The organism is Celeribacter marinus, assembly GCF_965656515.1.
GTDB classification, from domain to species: Bacteria; Pseudomonadota; Alphaproteobacteria; order Rhodobacterales; family Rhodobacteraceae; genus Celeribacter; species Celeribacter marinus_D.
Window position 1 is genome coordinate 1 of the sequence record NZ_CBFHKW010000025.1, and the last position, 17,101, is coordinate 17,101.

A 17,101-nucleotide genomic window follows, 5' to 3' on the forward strand; every position below is an offset into this window, starting at 1 on the left:
CCACGTTCTCCAAAAATGGCGGAAATCTGGGCGAGACAGGATCGGTTGGTTTTATGTTCGAACGCAAAGGGCAGATTATCTATCCGGCGAGCGCAGGCGACGAAGACACCGTGATGATGGCCGCGATTGAGGCAGGTGCGGAGAACTGCGAAACCTCCGACGAAGGTCACGAGATCATTTGCGCCGACACCGATCTTAACGATGTGTCCACCGCCCTCGAAGCCGCACTTGGCGAATCCGAGAGCACCAAACTGATCTGGCAGCCGACCACGACAACCGAGCTGGACTTGGAAGGTATGCAAAAGTTGATGAACCTGATCGAAGCACTTGAGGACGACGATGACGTGCAAAACGTGACCGCCAACTTTGAGGCCTCCGACGAGGTGATGGACCAGCTTTAAAAACTGGGTCATGATCTTAGAAGCTCCGTCTGAAATGGCGGGGCTTTTTGTTTTTGGGGATTGAGTCATGCACGCAACGTTTACGGGGTTTATCACAGGCCTGTCGCTGATCCTCGCGATTGGGGCGCAAAATGCGTTTGTTTTGCGCCAAGGGCTTAAGAAATCGCATGTCTTTGCCGTGGCGCTGACCTGTGCAGCATCCGATGCAATCTTGATCGCGGTGGGCGTTTTCGCCTCTGCAAAAGTGTCGGAGGCTTTTCCGCTGATTTTGCCCGTCATGCGGTGGGGTGGGGTGGCGTTTCTTGTCGTTTATGGCGCACGGGCGGCGCGCGCGGCCTATCGTGGTGGCGGACATCTGGATCCCGCCGATGGAAGGGTCCAAACCTTGGGTGCCGCATTGGCCACCTGTCTTGCGCTGACGTGGCTCAACCCGCATGTCTATCTTGATACGGTTGTTTTGGTGGGCGCAATCTCCGCTGATTTTGGGCCTGAGCGCGGCAACTTTGCTCTTGGTGCAATCTCTGCCTCGTTCGTCTTTTTCTTTGCACTGGCCTACGGCGCGCGGCTTTTGGCACCTGTCTTTGCGCGTGAAGTGTCTTGGCGCGTTTTGGACGGATTGATTGCGGTGGTAATGTGGCTCATCGCATTCAAACTGGCCTCGGGCGTCTAGGCGTGGCCTCTTCACCTCGTCATGTCGCGGGAATCGCGTGGATGACTGCCACTACGCTCAATTTCGTCATGGTCAATGTGTTGGTCAAATATGTCGGTAACGGATTGCCCATATTCGAGACCGCGTTTCTGCGATTTGCCCTTGGTTTGGTGTTTTTGATCCCGTTTATCGGCCAAGTGCGACAGGTCGATTTTACCCGCCGCATCGTCAAGCTGTCGGTGGGCCGTGCGGTATTGCACACCTTTGCAATGGTCGCATGGTTCTACGCTATGACCCGCATTCCGATGGCCGAAGTGACCGCAATGAACTTTATGAACCCCGTCTATGTCTCGCTTGGCGCGGTGCTTTTGTTCGGTGAGAAAATCGCCCTGCCACGCATCATGGCGCTTGGCGTGGCCTTTCTGGGTGGCTTGGTGATACTACGTCCCGGACTACGCGAGATCGATCCTGGTCATGTTGCCATGATTTTCTCGGCGCTGTTTTTTGCGGGCAGCTATCTGATCGCCAATGCCCTATCCAAAGAGCTTCCTGCCGCCGTTGTGGTGTTTTTGATGTCCGTGATGGTGCCGTTTGTATTGTTGCCTTTTGCATTGGCCGATTGGGTTGCGCCATCAATTCGCGAAATCGGGTTGTTATTTTTCACAGCGTTTTTTGCCACGGCTGCGCATTATTGTATGACGCGCGCCTTCGCATGCGCGCCACAAGCTGTTTTGCAACCCGTCACCTTTGTGCAACTCGTCTGGGCCACCTCGGTGGGGTATGTTTTGTTTGGCGAAGGAATTGACGGGTTTGTCATTGCGGGCGGGGCGATGATCATTGCGGCGGTGTCGTTTATCACGTGGCGCGAAGCACGGCGCAAACGCCGCGCCTAGCCTACGCATCCTTACCGAAAAAGAGAGGCAATGCGTCCGTGTTTGATCCGCGTCAAAGCGTGGAAAGCGTGTAATTTGGCACCATGGGGTGAACACGCAAATATGGAGCGACGCACATGCCACACACACCGCATCAATTGGCACAGGACTTTCCCGAACTGGCCGACCTCATCTCAAAGCGCAAGGTGTCTGATCCGCATTTCGCGCGGCTGTTGGATGACTATAACGCATTGAACGGAAAAATACATTTGGCGGAAACCAACGTCGAGCCGATGGATGATCTGGCGCAATCGGAGCTGCGAAAGAAACGTATGGCGCTCAAAGACGAGCTTTACGGTTTGCTGACGACTGCGGCCTGATATCCCAATTGAAATCTGTATTTCGGGCGCGTTATCCATAAGGTGACGCGCCCGCCCAGTTACGCCGCAGGGCTCGCGTCTGTGTCAGGTTCTGGATCCAGTGGTCCGTCAATTTGTTCTTGAAAGTTGTCAAAAAACTGATCGGCCATTTTGCGGGCGAAACTGTCGATGATCCGCCCGCCCAGTTGTGCAAGCTTGCCGCCCACTTTAGCTTCCACCGTATACGATAACTCGGTACCGCCCTCGTTGTCGGATAACCGGACTTTGGCACCGCCTTTGGCAAAGCCCGCTACGCCCCCCGTGCCCTCGCCCGCGATGGTATAGCTCTCGGCAGGGGTGATGTCGCTTAGGGTCACCTTGCCTTTGAACGTCGCCTTTACCGGGCCAACCTTTTGTTTGACCACGGCCTCGAATCCCTCCTCGGGCGAGCCCGTCAGAGTTTCGCATCCGGGAATCGCGGCACGCAGAGTGTCGGCGTCATTGAGGTGCGCCCATACTGTTGCCCGATTTGCCTTCAAAAGTCGTGTGCCAGAGAGGTCCATAGCCGTTCCTTTTTGCTTTTTTCCAACTGTGAAGTGCAAGAAATGAGGTTTCAAGCAACAAACCTGCGAGAGAGGCTTGCAAGGTCTCTCAGCTTGGTCTAAACGCTGCCTCACCGGGTCGTTAGCTCAGTTGGTAGAGCGCTTCGTTTACACCGAAGATGTCGGGAGTTCGAGCCTCTCACGACCCACCATTTACCGTCCATCGCCACGTTTATTCAGATCCGACACATGCGGTCTGGACGTGGCTGTGGCTCTACGGCGGTTTTTATCTGCTGTCACAACGTCATCAGACGCTTTAGTCAGGCGCAACCTTAGACATGTTAGGACAGATCATGGCGCAAAAAGCTACAATATACCGGGTCGAGCTGTCCGTGTCCGATATGGATCGTCACTACTATGAGACCCATAAGCTGACGGTTGCCAAACATCCTTCGGAGACGGATGAGCGGTTGATGGTGCGTCTTCTCGCGTTTGCGCTCAATGCCCATGAGCAGCTCGAAATGACAAAGGGTCTGTCGAGCGATGATGAGCCGGACATTTGGCAAAAAAGCCTCAGTGGCGAGTTGGAATTGTGGATCGCATTGGGCCAACCGAGTGAAAAGATCGTACGCCAGTCGTGCGGTAAATCCAATGCGGTGATCGTTTATAGTTATGGCGGCAAGACGGCGGATGTCTGGTGGGATAAACTCAAAAATGGCACCACCCGTTTTGACAATCTTCAGGTGTTGAATCTGTCCGAAACCGACACGCGTGCCCTCGCTGACCTCGCCAGCCGCTCGATGAATTTACAGGTCAATATTCAAGACGGCGATGTCATGGTTAGTGTCGGTGATCGCATCGTGTATGTGACGCCCGTCAAATGGAAAACGACGGATCAGTGAGCGTTGATTGCGCGCCAGTGTTCGTTCATAGAATCATTCATATTTAGAGCCGCCCATGGCCGTCAATCGCGGCCTGTTACCCCCGTGTCGGAAATTTAAGACACACACAATATCGCGCCACTGCCACTGCCACATCCGGGGTCGGGCCGACCCTGACCGCTGACGCTTTTTTGCCACCTCCACGTTTGGGGGCCTTAACAGGCGGAACGGAGGCGTTGGCCCCCGAGTGTCGCGTTACAGACTGTTCGTGGATGTTCTCTTTCGATCAGTCGCGATCTGCGCGGGCAATTATGCGATCAGATCTATGCCAGCTGGAATGGGGGATGACAGGGCCAAAAGACTGTTGGAGCTTAAACAGGGCGGTGCCGATACCCTTCCATATGGATGGATTGTCAGACCTCGTTGGTGATGCCTGCTCCACGCTGCCGTCTATGCACGGTTTCCAAAGGAGTACTCTGTTTCGCCGCGTTCGGACATTGATCCACGCGACGGAAAGTCACGGCTGTTACGTAGTATGATTTATATCATTACCCGAACATGCCGAGCGCGCTAGGCATAGGGATACCTTCGATCAGTAGGAGCCGTAGGCATGAGCCAAACGCAACGCGACATTGAGGCGGCCCTTGGGGTCGGACATGCCAAACGCCGGTTTTCCAAAGGGGCAGGGTGGATCGCGTCGATATGTGTGGTGGCCGCCCTTGCCTTGTGGTGGATGCAAGGGTCCGAGGATCGTTCACAAATCACCTATATAACACAATCGGCCACGCGCGGAGAGTTGATCGTGACCGTAACGGCCACAGGAACGATCGAGCCTACGAATTTGGTCGAAATTTCATCCGAGCTTTCGGGAACGATTGTCGATGTTTTTGCGGACTACAATGATGTTGTGAGCGCCGGTCAGGTATTGGCGAAACTCGACACTGTGCAACTGGATGCGCAAATGGCAGTTCAGGTTGCCAGCCATGCGGCGGCAGCGGCTCAATTGGAAAATGCGCGCGCCAGTTTGCTTGAGGCCCAAGCGGATTTTGACATTGTAAAACGACTTGATGAGCGTGGCGTCACCTCTCAGGCAAATTTGACGACAGCCGAGGCCGCGTTGAGCCGTGCCCAAGCGAATGTGGCCAGCGCCCAGGCCAATCTTGATCTCGCTCAGGCGCAGCTGGAGGCACAAGAGGCCATTTTGAGCAAGGCGACGATTGTCTCTCCGATCACGGGCATCGTGCTTGATCGGGCGGTGGATGCAGGCCAAATTGTTGCCGCTAGTCTTTCGGCCCCCGAGTTGTTTACGATTGCCGAAGATTTGTCGCAAATGGAACTACAGGTCGACGTCGCCGAGGCGGATATTGGCCGTATCTCCGTGGGTGATATCGCGCGCTTTAGCGTCGATGCGTATGATGACGAGACCTTTCCCGCGCAAATTTCGATGGTGCGCTATGCGTCTGATAGTACTGATGGGCTTGTAACCTATAAGGCTATTTTGTCGGTTGAAAATGATGCGCTTCTCTTACGCCCCGGTATGACAGCCACCGCAGATATTACAGTGGCACAGCACAGTGATGTGATGCTGGTGCCTAATGCCGCGCTTCGGTTTGCGCCGCCGCAGGTGATTGAGGTCGAGGCGTCCGATGACGAAGGGGGCGGTGGGCTTTTGGGGCTGATTATGCCGTCTCGTACGGACACTGCAACGCGCGCAGTTTCCAATAGCACACTTTGGGTTTTGCGCGATGGCGTGGCCGTTGAGATCAACGTGGAGCGCGGGGACACGGACGGGTTGGAGACGATTGTTGCAGACGGCGCATTGGCCGTTGGCGATCAGGTCGTCATTGATATGGTCGAGGGACAATAGAATGACGGACCGTCCCCCTGTCATAGAGCTGCGCGGTGTTACAAAGGTGTACGGCCACGGCGAGGCGCAAGTGCGCGCGATGAATGGCGTCGACATCACAATCGCACCGGGTGAATTTGTCGCCATTATGGGCCCGTCTGGATCGGGCAAATCTACCACGATGAACATGATCGGATGTCTCGATAGCCCGACCAGCGGTGAGTACCTGTTCAATGGTGTTCAGGTGGCGTCTCTTACCCAAGACCAGCGTGCAATGTTGCGCCGCAACTATCTTGGTTTTGTGTTTCAGGGGTTCAACCTTTTAGCGCGCACATCTGCGCTCGATAATGTCGAGTTGCCAATGATTTACAAAGGGCTGCCTGCGAGCGAGCGGCGCGAAAAGGCACTCGATGCGCTTGGTAAAGTGGGGCTTGGTGGACGCGAACACCATGACCCATCCGAGCTTTCGGGCGGGCAACAGCAACGCGCTGCGATTGCGCGCGCTTTGGCAGGGAATCCGCAGGTGATCCTTGCGGATGAGCCGACCGGAAATCTCGACACCAAGCTGTCTGTGGAAATCATGGAGTTGCTCAAGACCCTGAACGAACGCGACCACATTACGATTGTCATGGTCACCCACGAGGAGGATATGGCGGCCTATGCGCACCGTGTGATCTGGATGGTCGACGGGCGTGTCGAGCGCACAGGGGCGCCGCACGAGGTGTTTAGTCATGGAAAGCAAGACGCATGATCTGGGAAACTGTCCGCTTGGCCATTCAGGCCATTTTTCGCAATACACTTCGCTCAATCCTCACCGTTTTGGGCATTGTGATTGGCGTGGCCGCCGTCATTGCGATGGTCACCGTTGGGCAGGGGAGTTCTGATCAGGTCACCGCAGATGTCGAAAAGCTAGGCACCAACGTGTTGATGGTGATGCCGGGGGCGGGCCAAATGGGACCGGGTAATAATTCGGTGTCCGCCGCGTTGGCCCTCGCGGATGTGGAGGCATTGATCGATCAAATATCAAGCATTCGCACCGCTGCTCCCTATAACCAAACCACTTTGAACGCCGTGTATGGGGCCGAGGATACGCGCACCTCCGTTGCGGGGACAGACGCGCGGTATCTCGACGTGGTGGATTGGCCAATCGTTCTGGGACGTAGCTTCCTCGCCGCCGAAGAAAGTTCTGGAAAGGCCGTGTGCATTTTGGGCGAAAGCGTGCGTCAGGACTTGTTCGGTAACACCAATCCGATTGGAGAGACCGTGCGGCTTAAGGCCGTGTCGTGTGAAGTGATCGGACTGCTCGAAGCCAAAGGGGCATCCAGTTTCGGGACCGATCAGGACGATATTGTTTTGATGCCGATAAAGGCGTTTCAGCGCCGCGTCTCGGGATCCTCAGACGTGTCCATGATCTATGTGACGGTGGCTGATAGCGTCTCAACCGACCGCGCCGTGGTCGAGGTCGAGGCTTTGATGCGCGAACGCCGGCGTATCGGTGATAACGAAGAAGATGACTTTAACGTCCGCGATATGAAGCAGTTGGCGTCAATGCTAACGGGCATCACCGATGTGCTGACGGGGCTGCTGTCGGCCGTGGCGGCGGTGAGTTTGTTGGTGGGGGGGATAGGCATCATGAATATCATGCTGGTTTCCGTTACGGAACGAACCCGCGAAATCGGTATACGCCTTGCGGTCGGGGCAACGGGCCAACAGGTTTTGCTGCAATTCTTGGTCGAGGCCATTGTGTTGTCGATGATCGGTGGTTTGGTTGGTATCTTGCTTGGTCTCGGGCTTGCGGCGCTTGCGTCTAATTTTATGTCAATTCCGTTCAGTCCTGATCCCGTGATCGTGGCCATTGCGTTTTTGTTTTCGGCCGCTGTAGGCGTGATTTTTGGATATTTCCCCGCGCGCCGCGCGGCGCGGCTCGACCCGATTGAGGCCTTGCGCCATCAGTGATTGGACAGTATGCGCGCCCGGCGTCTGTGTGTCATGTTTGCCCCCTCGCAGAGCGCCACCACCCTTAAACAAGCCTGCCTGATTTAGTGCTTATCCGTTGTATTGTTGATCTTTATCGGGCCTTTGTCGCTAAGCTGCGCTCGCTGTTTGCGTTGAAGGCGTTTTTTTTCTCTCAATCACCCATTGTGCGCTTGACGCGCCCGCGTCCCAGACATAGAACGCCCCTCACGTTCAGGACACTGTTCTGGATGGGTAGCGAGCGGTTGTAGCTCAGTTGGTTAGAGTACCGGCCTGTCACGCCGGGGGTCGCGGGTTCGAGTCCCGTCAACCGCGCCATCGCTACCCAAAACGCCTGAAGAGGCACGCCATATAGGCAAAATGCGCGGTTGTAGCTCAGTTGGTTAGAGTACCGGCCTGTCACGCCGGGGGTCGCGGGTTCGAGTCCCGTCAACCGCGCCACTTACCTCCCTTTCGGGATGTGACACACGACGAAAAAGCCGCTCCTTTTGGGGCGGCTTTTCGCGTTTATGCGCTGCTGTGCACCTAAGTACTTTTTATTCGATTTGGTAGGGCAATGTCCCCCGCTTGTCGGGGTCGATGGTCAGGCGGCGCTCTAGAGGTGGCACAGAGCGTTGATGACAGTTGCGACGTTCACAGATGCGACACGAAATGCCGATAGGTTCAAACGCGGCGGGTTTCGTCACGTCCAGATCGTCGGCATAAACCATGTCAGAGGCGTGCGTGACCTCACATCCCAAACCGATGGCATAGCGGCGCACCGGCGCGTGAAAGCTGCCGCCTGATTTGGCCACATCACGGGCAATCGACAGGTAGCGCACCCCGTCGGGGGTCTCCGCCAATTGTCGCAAGAAATGCCCCGGGCGCTCGAATGCCTGATGGACATTCCAAAGCGGACAGGCCCCGCCGTAACGGGCAAATTGCAGTCGCGTGGATGAGTGGCGTTTAGTGATGGTTCCCGCCTGATCAACGCGCACAAAGAAGAACGGAATACCCTTTGCGCCGGGGCGTTGCAGGGTCGAGAGGCGGTGGGCGACCTGTTCGATGGAGGCGCCAAACTTTTCTCCCAACACTTCCAAATCGTGCCGCGCCTCTTTCGCTGCGGCGAGAAATTCGGTGTAGGGCATGAGTGCGGCGCCTGCAAAATAGTTGGCTAGGCCAATGCGGGCAATCTGGCGGCTCTCATCCGAATGAAAGCGTGCGAGATCCAAAGTTGCGTCAAGCAATTGCGCCTGCGTGATCAAGGCCAATTGGTGCAGTAATTGAAAGGTTTGCGTGGCTGGTGAGGCACGTGATGAAATCGTCAACCGCCCTGTGTCTGGATCATATTTGCGCAGACCTTCGGGGGCATACCGCACCGTGATTGCGTGTTTGGCGAGGCTTTCAGTGGCCAGTGTTGCCACATCCCGCAGGTTGCCACGCTGGTCACCTCGTGGACGGGCAAAGTTTTCTGCGGCGCGGTCGACGGCGTCAATATAGTTGTCGCAATAGTGGAAAAAGTCGCGCACCTCTTCCCATGGCGATGCGCGCGCGGGGCGATCCTCGCGGTCAAAGGCCTCGTCCATGGAGGCGAGGCGTTCATTCGTTTGGCGGTACGCGCGGTGCAGTTCTAAAAAAGATCGGGCCAATGCGGGGGCGTTGGAGGCAGCCAATCGTAAGTCCGCTAAGGGCGGTGCGCCATCGGCAAACACAGGATCGGCGAGGGCTTCGCGCATGTCGGTGACAAGGCGCTCCGCGTCGCCTGTGGACAGTTCGGTAACATCGAACCCGAACTCTTGGGCGAGGGCCAAAACCACACCCGTTGAGACGGGGCGATTGTTGTTTTCCATCTGGTTGAGGTAGGGCAGCGACACGCCAAGTTTTTCAGCGAAGGCCCGTTGTGTCAGGCCGAGCCGCGTGCGTGTCTCACGCAGTTTTGCGCCTGCATAGAGTTTTTGTTGTGCCATGTCCTATCCTCCCGATCTCTGCTCACGTGCGATCTTTTGCAGTTTTGCTCAGTTGCGATCGCTGGTTTGCAAATAACAGATAGGGATATCGTCAGGCAAGCCCGAGGCGATGTTCGCGCGCTATCACGCTTAGTATTGCGACAATTGCGGCGAGTGACATGAGTGTCATCAGAAGCAGCAATGGAATTTCGCCAAATGATCCACCCAAAAGCGTTCCGGCAAAGGCAGAGATCGACGCGCCGCCCGCAAGCATGATCGAGCCGCCAAGCCCCGCAGCGGTGCCCGCCAGTTGCGGGCGTACCATCATGCTGCCCGCTAATCCGTTTGGGATCTGCATGCCGTTGCCTAAGCCGAGAAACACCATAGCGCCAAAGAAGATATTGACGGAGCTGTGTCCAACTGCAGAAAATACAAGTGCGCCAAATATGCCTGCAGTGGCGACAATGCCGCCCGCTAGGATCATACGGTTGATCCCCACGCGGCGTGAATACCGACCCGCGATGAAGTTGCCAAAGAAATAGCCAAGCGCTGGGGTGCCCATGTAGAGGCCCAGCTTTGCTTCGCTCAGCCCAAAGAGCGTTTTACCCACATAAGCCGCGCCCCCGATGTAGGCGAAAAACGCTCCAGAGGCGCAGGTCACCGAAAGGGTGTAACCAATAAACCGTTTGGATGTGAGCAGTTCGGGAAAGTTGTGCATCTGACCCAGTAGCGACACGTCTGATTTCGGTGCGGTTTCTTTGAGGTCAAGCCAGACAACCAGCAAAAGCAAGACGCCACCACCAAACAGAACCCAGAACGAGGCTTCCCAGCCGTAGAGATTGGTCAAAAGGCCGCCAATCGTTGGTGCGATCATCGGAACCACGGCCATGCCCATGGTCACATAAGCAAGCATCGAGCCAGATTCTTCGGGCGGGGCGATATCACGGACAATGGCACGTGATAGCACCATTGCGGTGACAATCGCGGCCTGACCCGCGCGCATGATCAAAAACGCTTCGAGTGTCGGCGCATAGATAACGCCCAAAGTGGCCAATAAGAAAAGCGCAATACCAATTAAAATAACCGGACGGCGTCCGTAGCGGTCCGACAGCGGGCCGATAAAGATTTGAAGTACAGCATTGGTGGCCATAAAAACCGCCACGGACAACTGAATAAGGCCATAGGTCGTGTCGAAATGATCCGCCATGCGCGGCAGTGCGGGCAGAAAAATGTTCATGGTCATCGCTTGCAGCCCGGCCATCATCACTAAGGTCATGATGTGGGGCGGCGTTGTGCGGTCGAGAAAGCGTGCGCTAATTTGTGTCATCTGTGCAGGATAGGGGGGGATCGCGGCCTGTCTATGACAATTCTTGCGCAAAACCGCACATGTAGGCGTGCAGCGAAATGTTTAGAACGACAGGCAACTTTGACCTAACGCAATTTGCAGTTTTGCATTTCGCGTTAAGGTCTTTTTGCATCCTTTGCAAATCTGCCAGACTCTTCTTTGAGGCGGCGCATTGCGCAGCTAAGGTGCAGGTGAATTGACGAGGAGGCCACCCGTGAAAGACATTATCAAAGAACTGCATGACCGCCGCGACGAGGCCCGCTTGGGCGGAGGACAACGCCGCATCGACGCCCAGCACGCCAAAGGTAAATTGACCGCGCGCGAGCGTGTCGAGTTGCTGCTTGATGAGGGTTCGTTCGAAGAGTTTGATATGTTCAAGACGCACCGCTGCGTCGAGTTTGGCATGGAAAACTCTAAACCCGCAGGCGATGGCGTGATTACGGGGTGGGGCACGATCAATGGCCGTATGGTCTATCTGTTCTCACAGGACTTTACCGTGTTTGGTGGCTCCCTATCGGAAACCCACGCTCAAAAGATTTGCAAGATCATGGACATGGCGATGCAAAACGGCGCACCCGTGATTGGCCTAAACGACTCTGGCGGTGCGCGCATCCAAGAGGGTGTGGACAGTCTCGCGGGGTACGCCGAGGTGTTTCAGCGTAACATCATGGCCTCGGGCGTTGTCCCGCAGATTTCTGTGATCATGGGGCCGTGCGCCGGTGGCGCGGTGTATTCACCCGCCATGACCGATTTCATCTTTATGGTCAAAGACACGTCTTACATGTTCGTGACCGGCCCCGATGTGGTGAAAACCGTGACCAACGAAGTCGTAACGGCTGAGGAATTGGGCGGTGCCTCCACCCATACCAAAAAATCCTCTGTGGCAGATGGCGCTTTTGAAAACGATATCGAGGCACTTGCCGAAGTGCGCCGCCTCGTCGATTTCTTGCCGCTCAACAACCGCAACGGCGTGCCGACCCGTCCGTTCTTTGATGATCCTGCACGCATTGAGGCCAGCCTCGATACGATCATCCCCGACAATCCCAATACGCCTTACGACATGAAAGAAGTAATTCATAAGATCGCGGACGAGGGGGATTTCTACGAAATTCAAGAAGATCACGCCAAGAACATCATCACAGGTTTTATCCGTCTCGAGGGGCAGACCGTGGCCGTTGTGGCCAATCAGCCGATGGTGCTCGCGGGCTGCCTTGATATCGACAGCTCCAAAAAGGCGGCGCGGTTTGTACGGTTTTCGGATGCCTTCAACATCCCCGTGCTCACGCTTGTCGATGTGCCCGGCTTCCTGCCCGGCACGGCGCAAGAATACGGCGGCGTGATTAAACATGGCGCGAAACTACTCTTTGCGTATGGCGAGGCAACGGTTCCAAAAGTGACCGTAATCACTCGCAAAGCTTATGGTGGCGCGTATGACGTAATGTCATCGAAACACCTGCGCGGTGATTTCAACTACGCATGGCCCACGGCGCAAATCGCCGTGATGGGGGCAAAAGGCGCGACCGAGATTATCCACCGTGCCGACCTTGGCGATGCCGATAAAATTGCAGAGCACACCGCGAATTACGAAGACCGCTTTGCCAATCCGTTTGTGGCCGCCGAGCGTGGGTTCATCGATGAGGTGATCCAACCGCGCTCGACCCGCAAACGTGTGGCGCGTGCCTTTGCGAGTTTGCGCCATAAAAAGCTCGAAAATCCGTGGAAGAAACACGACAACATTCCGCTCTGAGCACGAGCAAAGGCACCCATGAACCGCAAGAACTGGCATATCAAAGTTGAGGGCGACACGCTGACGTTGGCGCGCCGTTTGCCCGCGCGTTTCGATTTCGCGGCTACGGCTGTGATTTCGGGCGGTGCTGCGCTGCGCCGTGGTCGTATGGCGCACCAAGTGCGTCAGGATATGTGGCGTGCGCTTCAAACCCTGCGCGGGTTCGCGCCCGCAGTTTCAGTGCGTGTGGTCGGTGATGATCTTGAAGTGACCGCCGGTGGCGGCGTCACCGGTGCTTTTCCTAAGGCGCATTGCGAGGCTGTTGTTGCGGATGTTTTGTCGGACCCCGCGCGCCGCGCGCGGTGGATTGCGCACGCCACGCGTGAGGAGGCAGATCATGCGTAGCATTGCGATCCTTTTATCTGTGTTTTCTTGTGTGTCTTTGGCAAACGCGGAGCAATCCAGTGTCGATGACACAACTATTGCCGTGCCGTCTGGCCAGACCGTCTCATTTTACGAAAGCCTGATGGATCACCCTGAACACGACATTATGGCGCGCTTTCGCTTTCTTGCGCCTGAGTTGCCCACCCGTTTGGCTGATATGAGCTATCAGGATTTGGAAGCCGATTTGGCGTACTTGTGCGAGAGCTTTGCGCTCCCGCGCCTCGCCGCGTCAGACCCCGCGATGATCGTGATTTCATTGGCGCAGGCGCCCACGGAGTTTGGGACACCCAATCCAGATGTCGCGGAAGTGTTCGAGATGTATAGCCGAGATGGCTCAACCTGCGCTTGGGAGGCCTTCTAATGTCGGCTAAATTCCACTTGTTCGGCACTGGGCCGCGCCCTGTCGCACCGTTTTCGCATGCGGTTGAGGATGATGGATGGGTGATTTTGACAGGTCAGATGCCAACCGATCCCGATGCCCCCGATGCGCCGTTGCCACAAGGGGTCGAGGCCCAGACGCGCCGCGTTATGGATAATCTGGCACTCATCTTGGGCGAGTTGGGCCTCGATCTAAGCCACGTTGTTCAATGCCGTTGTTTTCTAACCGCGTTCGAGCGTGATTACGCGGTGTTCAACGACACATATAAGAGCTATTTCCCCGCGGACCGTTTGCCCGCGCGGACCACTGTGGGCGTTACCGCTTTGGCGGTGGGTGCCTTGGTCGAAATCGACTGTGTTGCCCGCCGTCCCGATCAGGAGGCTCTTTGATGGCTCGCGACTATATGCTCAAATACCGTGGATTTCCCGGACGTCTTCCCGGCTCCGATTTTCAATTTACCGTTCGACGTGCAAACCCCAAAGGGGTGACGCCGCTCAAGGCGCTTGAGCGCTATAAAGACCGCAAACATGTGGATCGTCGCGCGGACAATGCATTTATGGAAAGTCTGTGGATTTACTTTGGCGAAGAGCCGTTCGAACGCGGCAATTTGGATGCGGGCCGCTTGTCGTGGCTGTTCGGCCGCGAAGTCATCCCCGCAGATCCCGACAATTTTGATCCCGCCTCTTATGAGGCGATGCTGATGATCAATACCAAAGTTGCGCGGGTGACCTTTGCCGATGTGATGGAATTGGAAGGCGGGCAGGGGCCGGACGGCTTCAAAGAAGACGAGATTTGGGACACCTGATGCGCAAAACTCCGCTTGCACAGATGCCTCATGCGCAGATCACCGCCTGTTTACAACAGCGTGATCGCCGTGGGCTTGTGTGTTGCGGCGGCAATGCCCACGTTGGTGGTGTGTCGAGCATGTCCAACAACATGACGTCACGTGTTGAAAACCGTTACCCTTCCCCTCTGGCGAGGGCCGAATGTTCCCCGTTCGGCTCTCGCCATTTTTCATTGAAGGCGGTGTATGAAGCTCATGCGCCAAAGATCGCCGATTTTGCGGATGGTATGAAAAAGAACTTGGCGTCATTGCAGTTCAAGCGCATTATTCATTTAGGTATCCCCCAACAAAGAGCAGAAAAATGCGCAAAACTATTCTCGCCGTCACCCTTTTGTCCGCAACAGCCCTTACAGGGTGTATGGAAAACCAAGACATGCAACGCGCGATCGTCGGTGCCGGCCTTGGCTGTGTCGCTGGTGAAATCATCTCCAATGGCAAATGTGTCACCGGAGCCGCTATCGGCGCCGCAGGCGGCGCATTGCTCAACGACATGTAATTTCGCGGCGGCGCGTCCTGCGCACCGCACGCCTATATCGCATCACCGAAGGTTCCCGCGCGCAAGCGTTAGGGAGCCTTTTTCTATTGGCGCGCCGCCTATCGCGGCGCATCCGGTGGCATGGGCGCGGCCCATGTCGCGGGCACGACTATAACGAGAGAGGGACGGGATATGTTCGACAAGATTTTGATTGCGAACCGTGGCGAGATTGCTTGCCGTGTTATCAAAACAGCGCAAAAAATGGGGATCAAAACGGTCGCTGTTTATTCAGACGCTGACAAACATGCGCTCCATGTCCAGATGGCCGACGAAGCTGTGAATATCGGCCCGCCCCCCTCAAATCAGTCCTACATTGTCATCGACAAAATTATGGATGCCGTCCGTCAAACTGGAGCACAGGCCGTCCATCCGGGCTATGGCTTCTTGTCCGAAAACTCCAAATTTGCCGAAGCGCTCGCCGCCGAAGGTGTTGCCTTTATCGGGCCACCTACTGGGGCGATTGAGGCGATGGGGGATAAAATCACATCGAAAAAACTCGCAGCCGAGGCGGGTGTGACTACGGTTCCAGGGTACATGGGCGAGATCGCGGATGCGGATGAGGCGGTGAAAATCTCCACCGAGATTGGCTATCCTGTGATGATCAAAGCCTCCGCAGGCGGCGGCGGCAAAGGCATGCGAGTGGCATGGAATGACACCGAGGCCCGCGAAGGGTTCCAAGCGTCCAAGAACGAGGCCGCAAGTTCGTTTGGCGATGACCGTATTTTCATCGAGAAATTCGTCACACAGCCACGCCACATCGAAATTCAGGTACTGTGCGACAGCCACGGCAATGGCGTTTGGGTCAATGAGCGCGAATGTTCCGTTCAGCGCCGCAACCAAAAAGTGATCGAAGAGGCGCCAAGCCCGTTCCTTGACGCTGAGACACGAAAAGCGATGGGCGAGGAGGCCTTGGCCCTTGCCAAAGCGGTGAACTACTCCTCCGCAGGTACCGTGGAATTCATCGTCGATGGCGACCGCAATTTTTACTTTCTTGAGATGAACACACGCCTACAGGTGGAGCACCCCGTGTCCGAGTTGATCACGGGTATCGACCTTGTCGAGCACATGATCCGTGTGGCTTACGGCGAAAAATTATCGCTGACCCAAGACGATATTGGCATCAACGGTTGGGCAATCGAAAGCCGCCTCTATGCCGAGGATCCCTACCGTGGGTTCCTTCCCTCGATCGGGCGCCTTGAGAAATACCGCCCGCCTGCTGAGATTGCGACGGACGACGACATCGTGCGCAATGACACTGGGGTATATGAGGGCGGCGAAATTTCGATGTACTACGATCCGATGATTGCAAAACTGTGCACATGGGGCAAAACCCGCGCCGCAGCGATCGACAATATGCGCAATGCGCTGGACGCGTTTGAGGTTGAGGGCATTGGTCACAACCTGCCGTTTTTGTCCGCTGTGATGGATCACCCGCGCTTTATCTCGGGCAATGTCACAACAGCGTTTATCGAGGAGGAATATCCGGACGGGTTCGAGGGTGTGACGCTTGCGGATGCTCAGTTGGAACGGATCGCGGCGGCTTCGGCGGCGATGTACCGTGTGGCCGAAATTCGCCGTGCGCGCGTGTCGGGCCGTATGGACAACCACGAACGCGTGGTGCCCGACGATTGGGTTGTGCAAATCGACGGGCGCGACTTTCCCGTGAACATTGAGGCCGATAAAACTGGGTCAAGTGTTACGGTGAATGGAAAGACCCTGCGATGTGAAAGCAATTGGGTGCCTGGTGACAGTTTGGCCGTGATCGATATGGCGGGTGGGCCATTGACGCTAAAAGTTGGCAAATTGCCGGGTGGGTTTCGCATTCGCAACCGTGGGGCGGATATGAAGGTCTTCGTGCGCTCGCCGCGCGCTGCCGAATTGTCCAAGCACATGATCGAAAAACTGCCGCCCGACACATCGAAATTGCTCTTGTGCCCAATGCCGGGTCTGGTTGTGAAAGTGGATGTCGCTGTGGGCGATGAGGTTCAAGAGGGTCAATCATTGTGCACCATTGAGGCGATGAAAATGGAGAACATCCTGCGTGCCGAGCGCAAGGGGATCGTGTCCAAGATCAACGCAGGTGCGGGCGACAGCCTCGCGGTTGATGAAATAATTATGGAATTCGAGTAATGGCACTTGTTAAATCCATAGAAGAAAAAGAAACCCACCGACGCCCTTCGGTTCATGACGAAGTGGAAGCAACATTTGTGGTGTTCGGCCAGGAGGGCGCAACATACTTGCAAATCGACACTTACGGGTCACCGAACCGCGAAAGTGAGCGTAAGGTTTCTCAGACTATGCAGTTTGGTCCGGAAGGCATTGCTGCTCTCCGAGCTTTGCTTGCAGGCATCAAGTAACCCGATGGAAGCGACACGACAT

20 protein-coding genes and 3 tRNA genes are annotated in these 17,101 nt (G+C 55.9%); 20 read left to right on the forward strand and 3 right to left on the reverse strand.

What is annotated here, in order from left to right; genetic code table 11:
- The 4 genes from ACTG34_RS07440 to ACTG34_RS07455 form a co-directional block, all read left to right on the forward strand.
- Positions 1-401 (forward strand): YebC/PmpR family DNA-binding transcriptional regulator (locus ACTG34_RS07440; protein ID WP_439104331.1); only part of this gene is annotated, 401 nt, incomplete at its 5' end.
- Between the two features lie 67 nt (positions 402-468).
- Entirely contained in the window at positions 469-1,071 is a 603-nt protein-coding gene (locus ACTG34_RS07445; protein ID WP_439104332.1) for a LysE/ArgO family amino acid transporter, read from the forward strand.
- A 41-nt stretch (positions 1,072-1,112) separates the two neighbouring features.
- Positions 1,113-1,943 (forward strand): DMT family transporter, encoded by an 831-nt coding sequence (locus ACTG34_RS07450; protein ID WP_439104333.1) that lies wholly within the window; start codon positions 1,113-1,115, stop codon positions 1,941-1,943.
- A gap of 116 nt (positions 1,944-2,059) precedes the next feature.
- Positions 2,060-2,302, forward strand: coding sequence for a YdcH family protein (locus ACTG34_RS07455; protein ID WP_439104334.1), 243 nt, complete (start codon positions 2,060-2,062; stop codon positions 2,300-2,302).
- Positions 2,303-2,361: 59 nt separating this feature from the next.
- Here the strand turns inward: ACTG34_RS07455 and ACTG34_RS07460 are convergent, their stop codons facing one another.
- Positions 2,362-2,844 carry an SRPBCC family protein gene (locus ACTG34_RS07460; protein ID WP_439104335.1) on the reverse strand — a complete coding sequence of 161 codons (483 nt, stop codon included), beginning with the start codon at positions 2,842-2,844 and terminating at the stop codon, positions 2,362-2,364.
- Positions 2,845-2,959: 115 nt separating this feature from the next.
- Between ACTG34_RS07460 and ACTG34_RS07465 the strand changes: the two genes are divergently transcribed.
- From ACTG34_RS07465 to ACTG34_RS07500, 8 genes are all read left to right on the forward strand, one after another.
- Positions 2,960-3,035: transfer RNA gene (locus tag ACTG34_RS07465), tRNA-Val, on the forward strand.
- Between the two features lie 141 nt (positions 3,036-3,176).
- On the forward strand, positions 3,177-3,725 hold the full coding sequence (locus ACTG34_RS07470; protein WP_439104336.1) for a YaeQ family protein: 549 nt from the start codon (positions 3,177-3,179) through the stop codon (positions 3,723-3,725).
- Between the two features lie 226 nt (positions 3,726-3,951).
- Positions 3,952-4,134, forward strand: a complete 183-nt coding sequence (locus ACTG34_RS07475; protein ID WP_335337321.1) for a chemotaxis protein CheB — start codon at positions 3,952-3,954, stop codon at positions 4,132-4,134.
- A gap of 180 nt (positions 4,135-4,314) precedes the next feature.
- Positions 4,315-5,571 (forward strand): efflux RND transporter periplasmic adaptor subunit, encoded by a 1,257-nt coding sequence (locus tag ACTG34_RS07480; protein WP_062216175.1) that lies wholly within the window; start codon positions 4,315-4,317, stop codon positions 5,569-5,571.
- 1 nt (position 5,572) lies between these two features.
- Positions 5,573-6,301: an ABC transporter ATP-binding protein gene (locus ACTG34_RS07485; protein ID WP_342842038.1), complete on the forward strand. Its 729-nt coding sequence runs from the start codon at positions 5,573-5,575 to the stop codon at positions 6,299-6,301.
- Positions 6,298-7,506: an ABC transporter permease gene (locus ACTG34_RS07490; RefSeq protein ID WP_342842039.1), complete on the forward strand. Its 1,209-nt coding sequence runs from the start codon at positions 6,298-6,300 to the stop codon at positions 7,504-7,506. The genes ACTG34_RS07485 and ACTG34_RS07490 overlap by 4 nt, the downstream gene beginning before the upstream one ends.
- Before the next feature lie 259 nt (positions 7,507-7,765).
- Positions 7,766-7,842 (forward strand) — tRNA-Asp (locus ACTG34_RS07495).
- A 46-nt stretch (positions 7,843-7,888) separates the two neighbouring features.
- Positions 7,889-7,965, forward strand: a tRNA-Asp gene (locus tag ACTG34_RS07500).
- Positions 7,966-8,060: 95 nt separating this feature from the next.
- On the opposite strand, the gene ACTG34_RS07505 is transcribed toward ACTG34_RS07500, so the two are convergent.
- Together ACTG34_RS07505 and ACTG34_RS07510 are read right to left on the reverse strand one after the other, a co-directional pair.
- Complete coding sequence (locus ACTG34_RS07505) at positions 8,061-9,470, reverse strand: helix-turn-helix domain-containing protein (protein ID WP_439104337.1); 1,410 nt, start codon at positions 9,468-9,470, stop codon at positions 8,061-8,063.
- 91 nt (positions 9,471-9,561) lie between these two features.
- Positions 9,562-10,686 (reverse strand): multidrug effflux MFS transporter, encoded by a 1,125-nt coding sequence (locus ACTG34_RS07510; protein ID WP_439104338.1) that lies wholly within the window; start codon positions 10,684-10,686, stop codon positions 9,562-9,564.
- Between the two features lie 322 nt (positions 10,687-11,008).
- On the opposite strand from ACTG34_RS07510, the gene ACTG34_RS07515 reads away from it, so the two are divergent.
- The 8 genes from ACTG34_RS07515 (at position 11,009) to ACTG34_RS07550 (ending at position 17,079) form a co-directional block, all read left to right on the forward strand.
- Positions 11,009-12,541, forward strand: a complete 1,533-nt coding sequence (locus ACTG34_RS07515; RefSeq protein WP_439104339.1) for an acyl-CoA carboxylase subunit beta — start codon at positions 11,009-11,011, stop codon at positions 12,539-12,541.
- Between the two features lie 18 nt (positions 12,542-12,559).
- Entirely contained in the window at positions 12,560-12,925 is a 366-nt protein-coding gene (locus ACTG34_RS07520; RefSeq protein ID WP_439104340.1) for a hypothetical protein, read from the forward strand.
- Positions 12,918-13,325 (forward strand): DUF6497 family protein, encoded by a 408-nt coding sequence (locus tag ACTG34_RS07525; protein WP_439104341.1) that lies wholly within the window; start codon positions 12,918-12,920, stop codon positions 13,323-13,325. The genes ACTG34_RS07520 and ACTG34_RS07525 overlap by 8 nt, the downstream gene beginning before the upstream one ends.
- The gene (locus ACTG34_RS07530) at positions 13,325-13,732 is read left to right on the forward strand and encodes a RidA family protein (RefSeq protein WP_062216163.1); all 408 of its coding nucleotides are present in this window, start codon (positions 13,325-13,327) and stop codon (positions 13,730-13,732) included. Before ACTG34_RS07525 ends, ACTG34_RS07530 begins: the two co-directional genes overlap by 1 nt.
- A 14-nt stretch (positions 13,733-13,746) precedes the next feature.
- The gene (locus ACTG34_RS07535; protein ID WP_342842359.1) at positions 13,747-14,148 is read left to right on the forward strand and encodes a hypothetical protein; all 402 of its coding nucleotides are present in this window, start codon (positions 13,747-13,749) and stop codon (positions 14,146-14,148) included.
- Between the two features lie 340 nt (positions 14,149-14,488).
- Positions 14,489-14,683, forward strand: coding sequence for a YMGG-like glycine zipper-containing protein (locus ACTG34_RS07540; RefSeq protein ID WP_439104342.1), 195 nt, complete (start codon positions 14,489-14,491; stop codon positions 14,681-14,683).
- Between the two features lie 171 nt (positions 14,684-14,854).
- The gene (locus ACTG34_RS07545; RefSeq protein ID WP_439104343.1) at positions 14,855-16,852 is read left to right on the forward strand and encodes an acetyl-CoA carboxylase biotin carboxylase subunit; all 1,998 of its coding nucleotides are present in this window, start codon (positions 14,855-14,857) and stop codon (positions 16,850-16,852) included.
- On the forward strand, positions 16,852-17,079 hold the full coding sequence (locus ACTG34_RS07550; RefSeq protein WP_439104344.1) for a hypothetical protein: 228 nt from the start codon (positions 16,852-16,854) through the stop codon (positions 17,077-17,079). The genes ACTG34_RS07545 and ACTG34_RS07550 overlap by 1 nt, the downstream gene beginning before the upstream one ends.
- Positions 17,080-17,101: the final 22 nt, after the last annotated feature.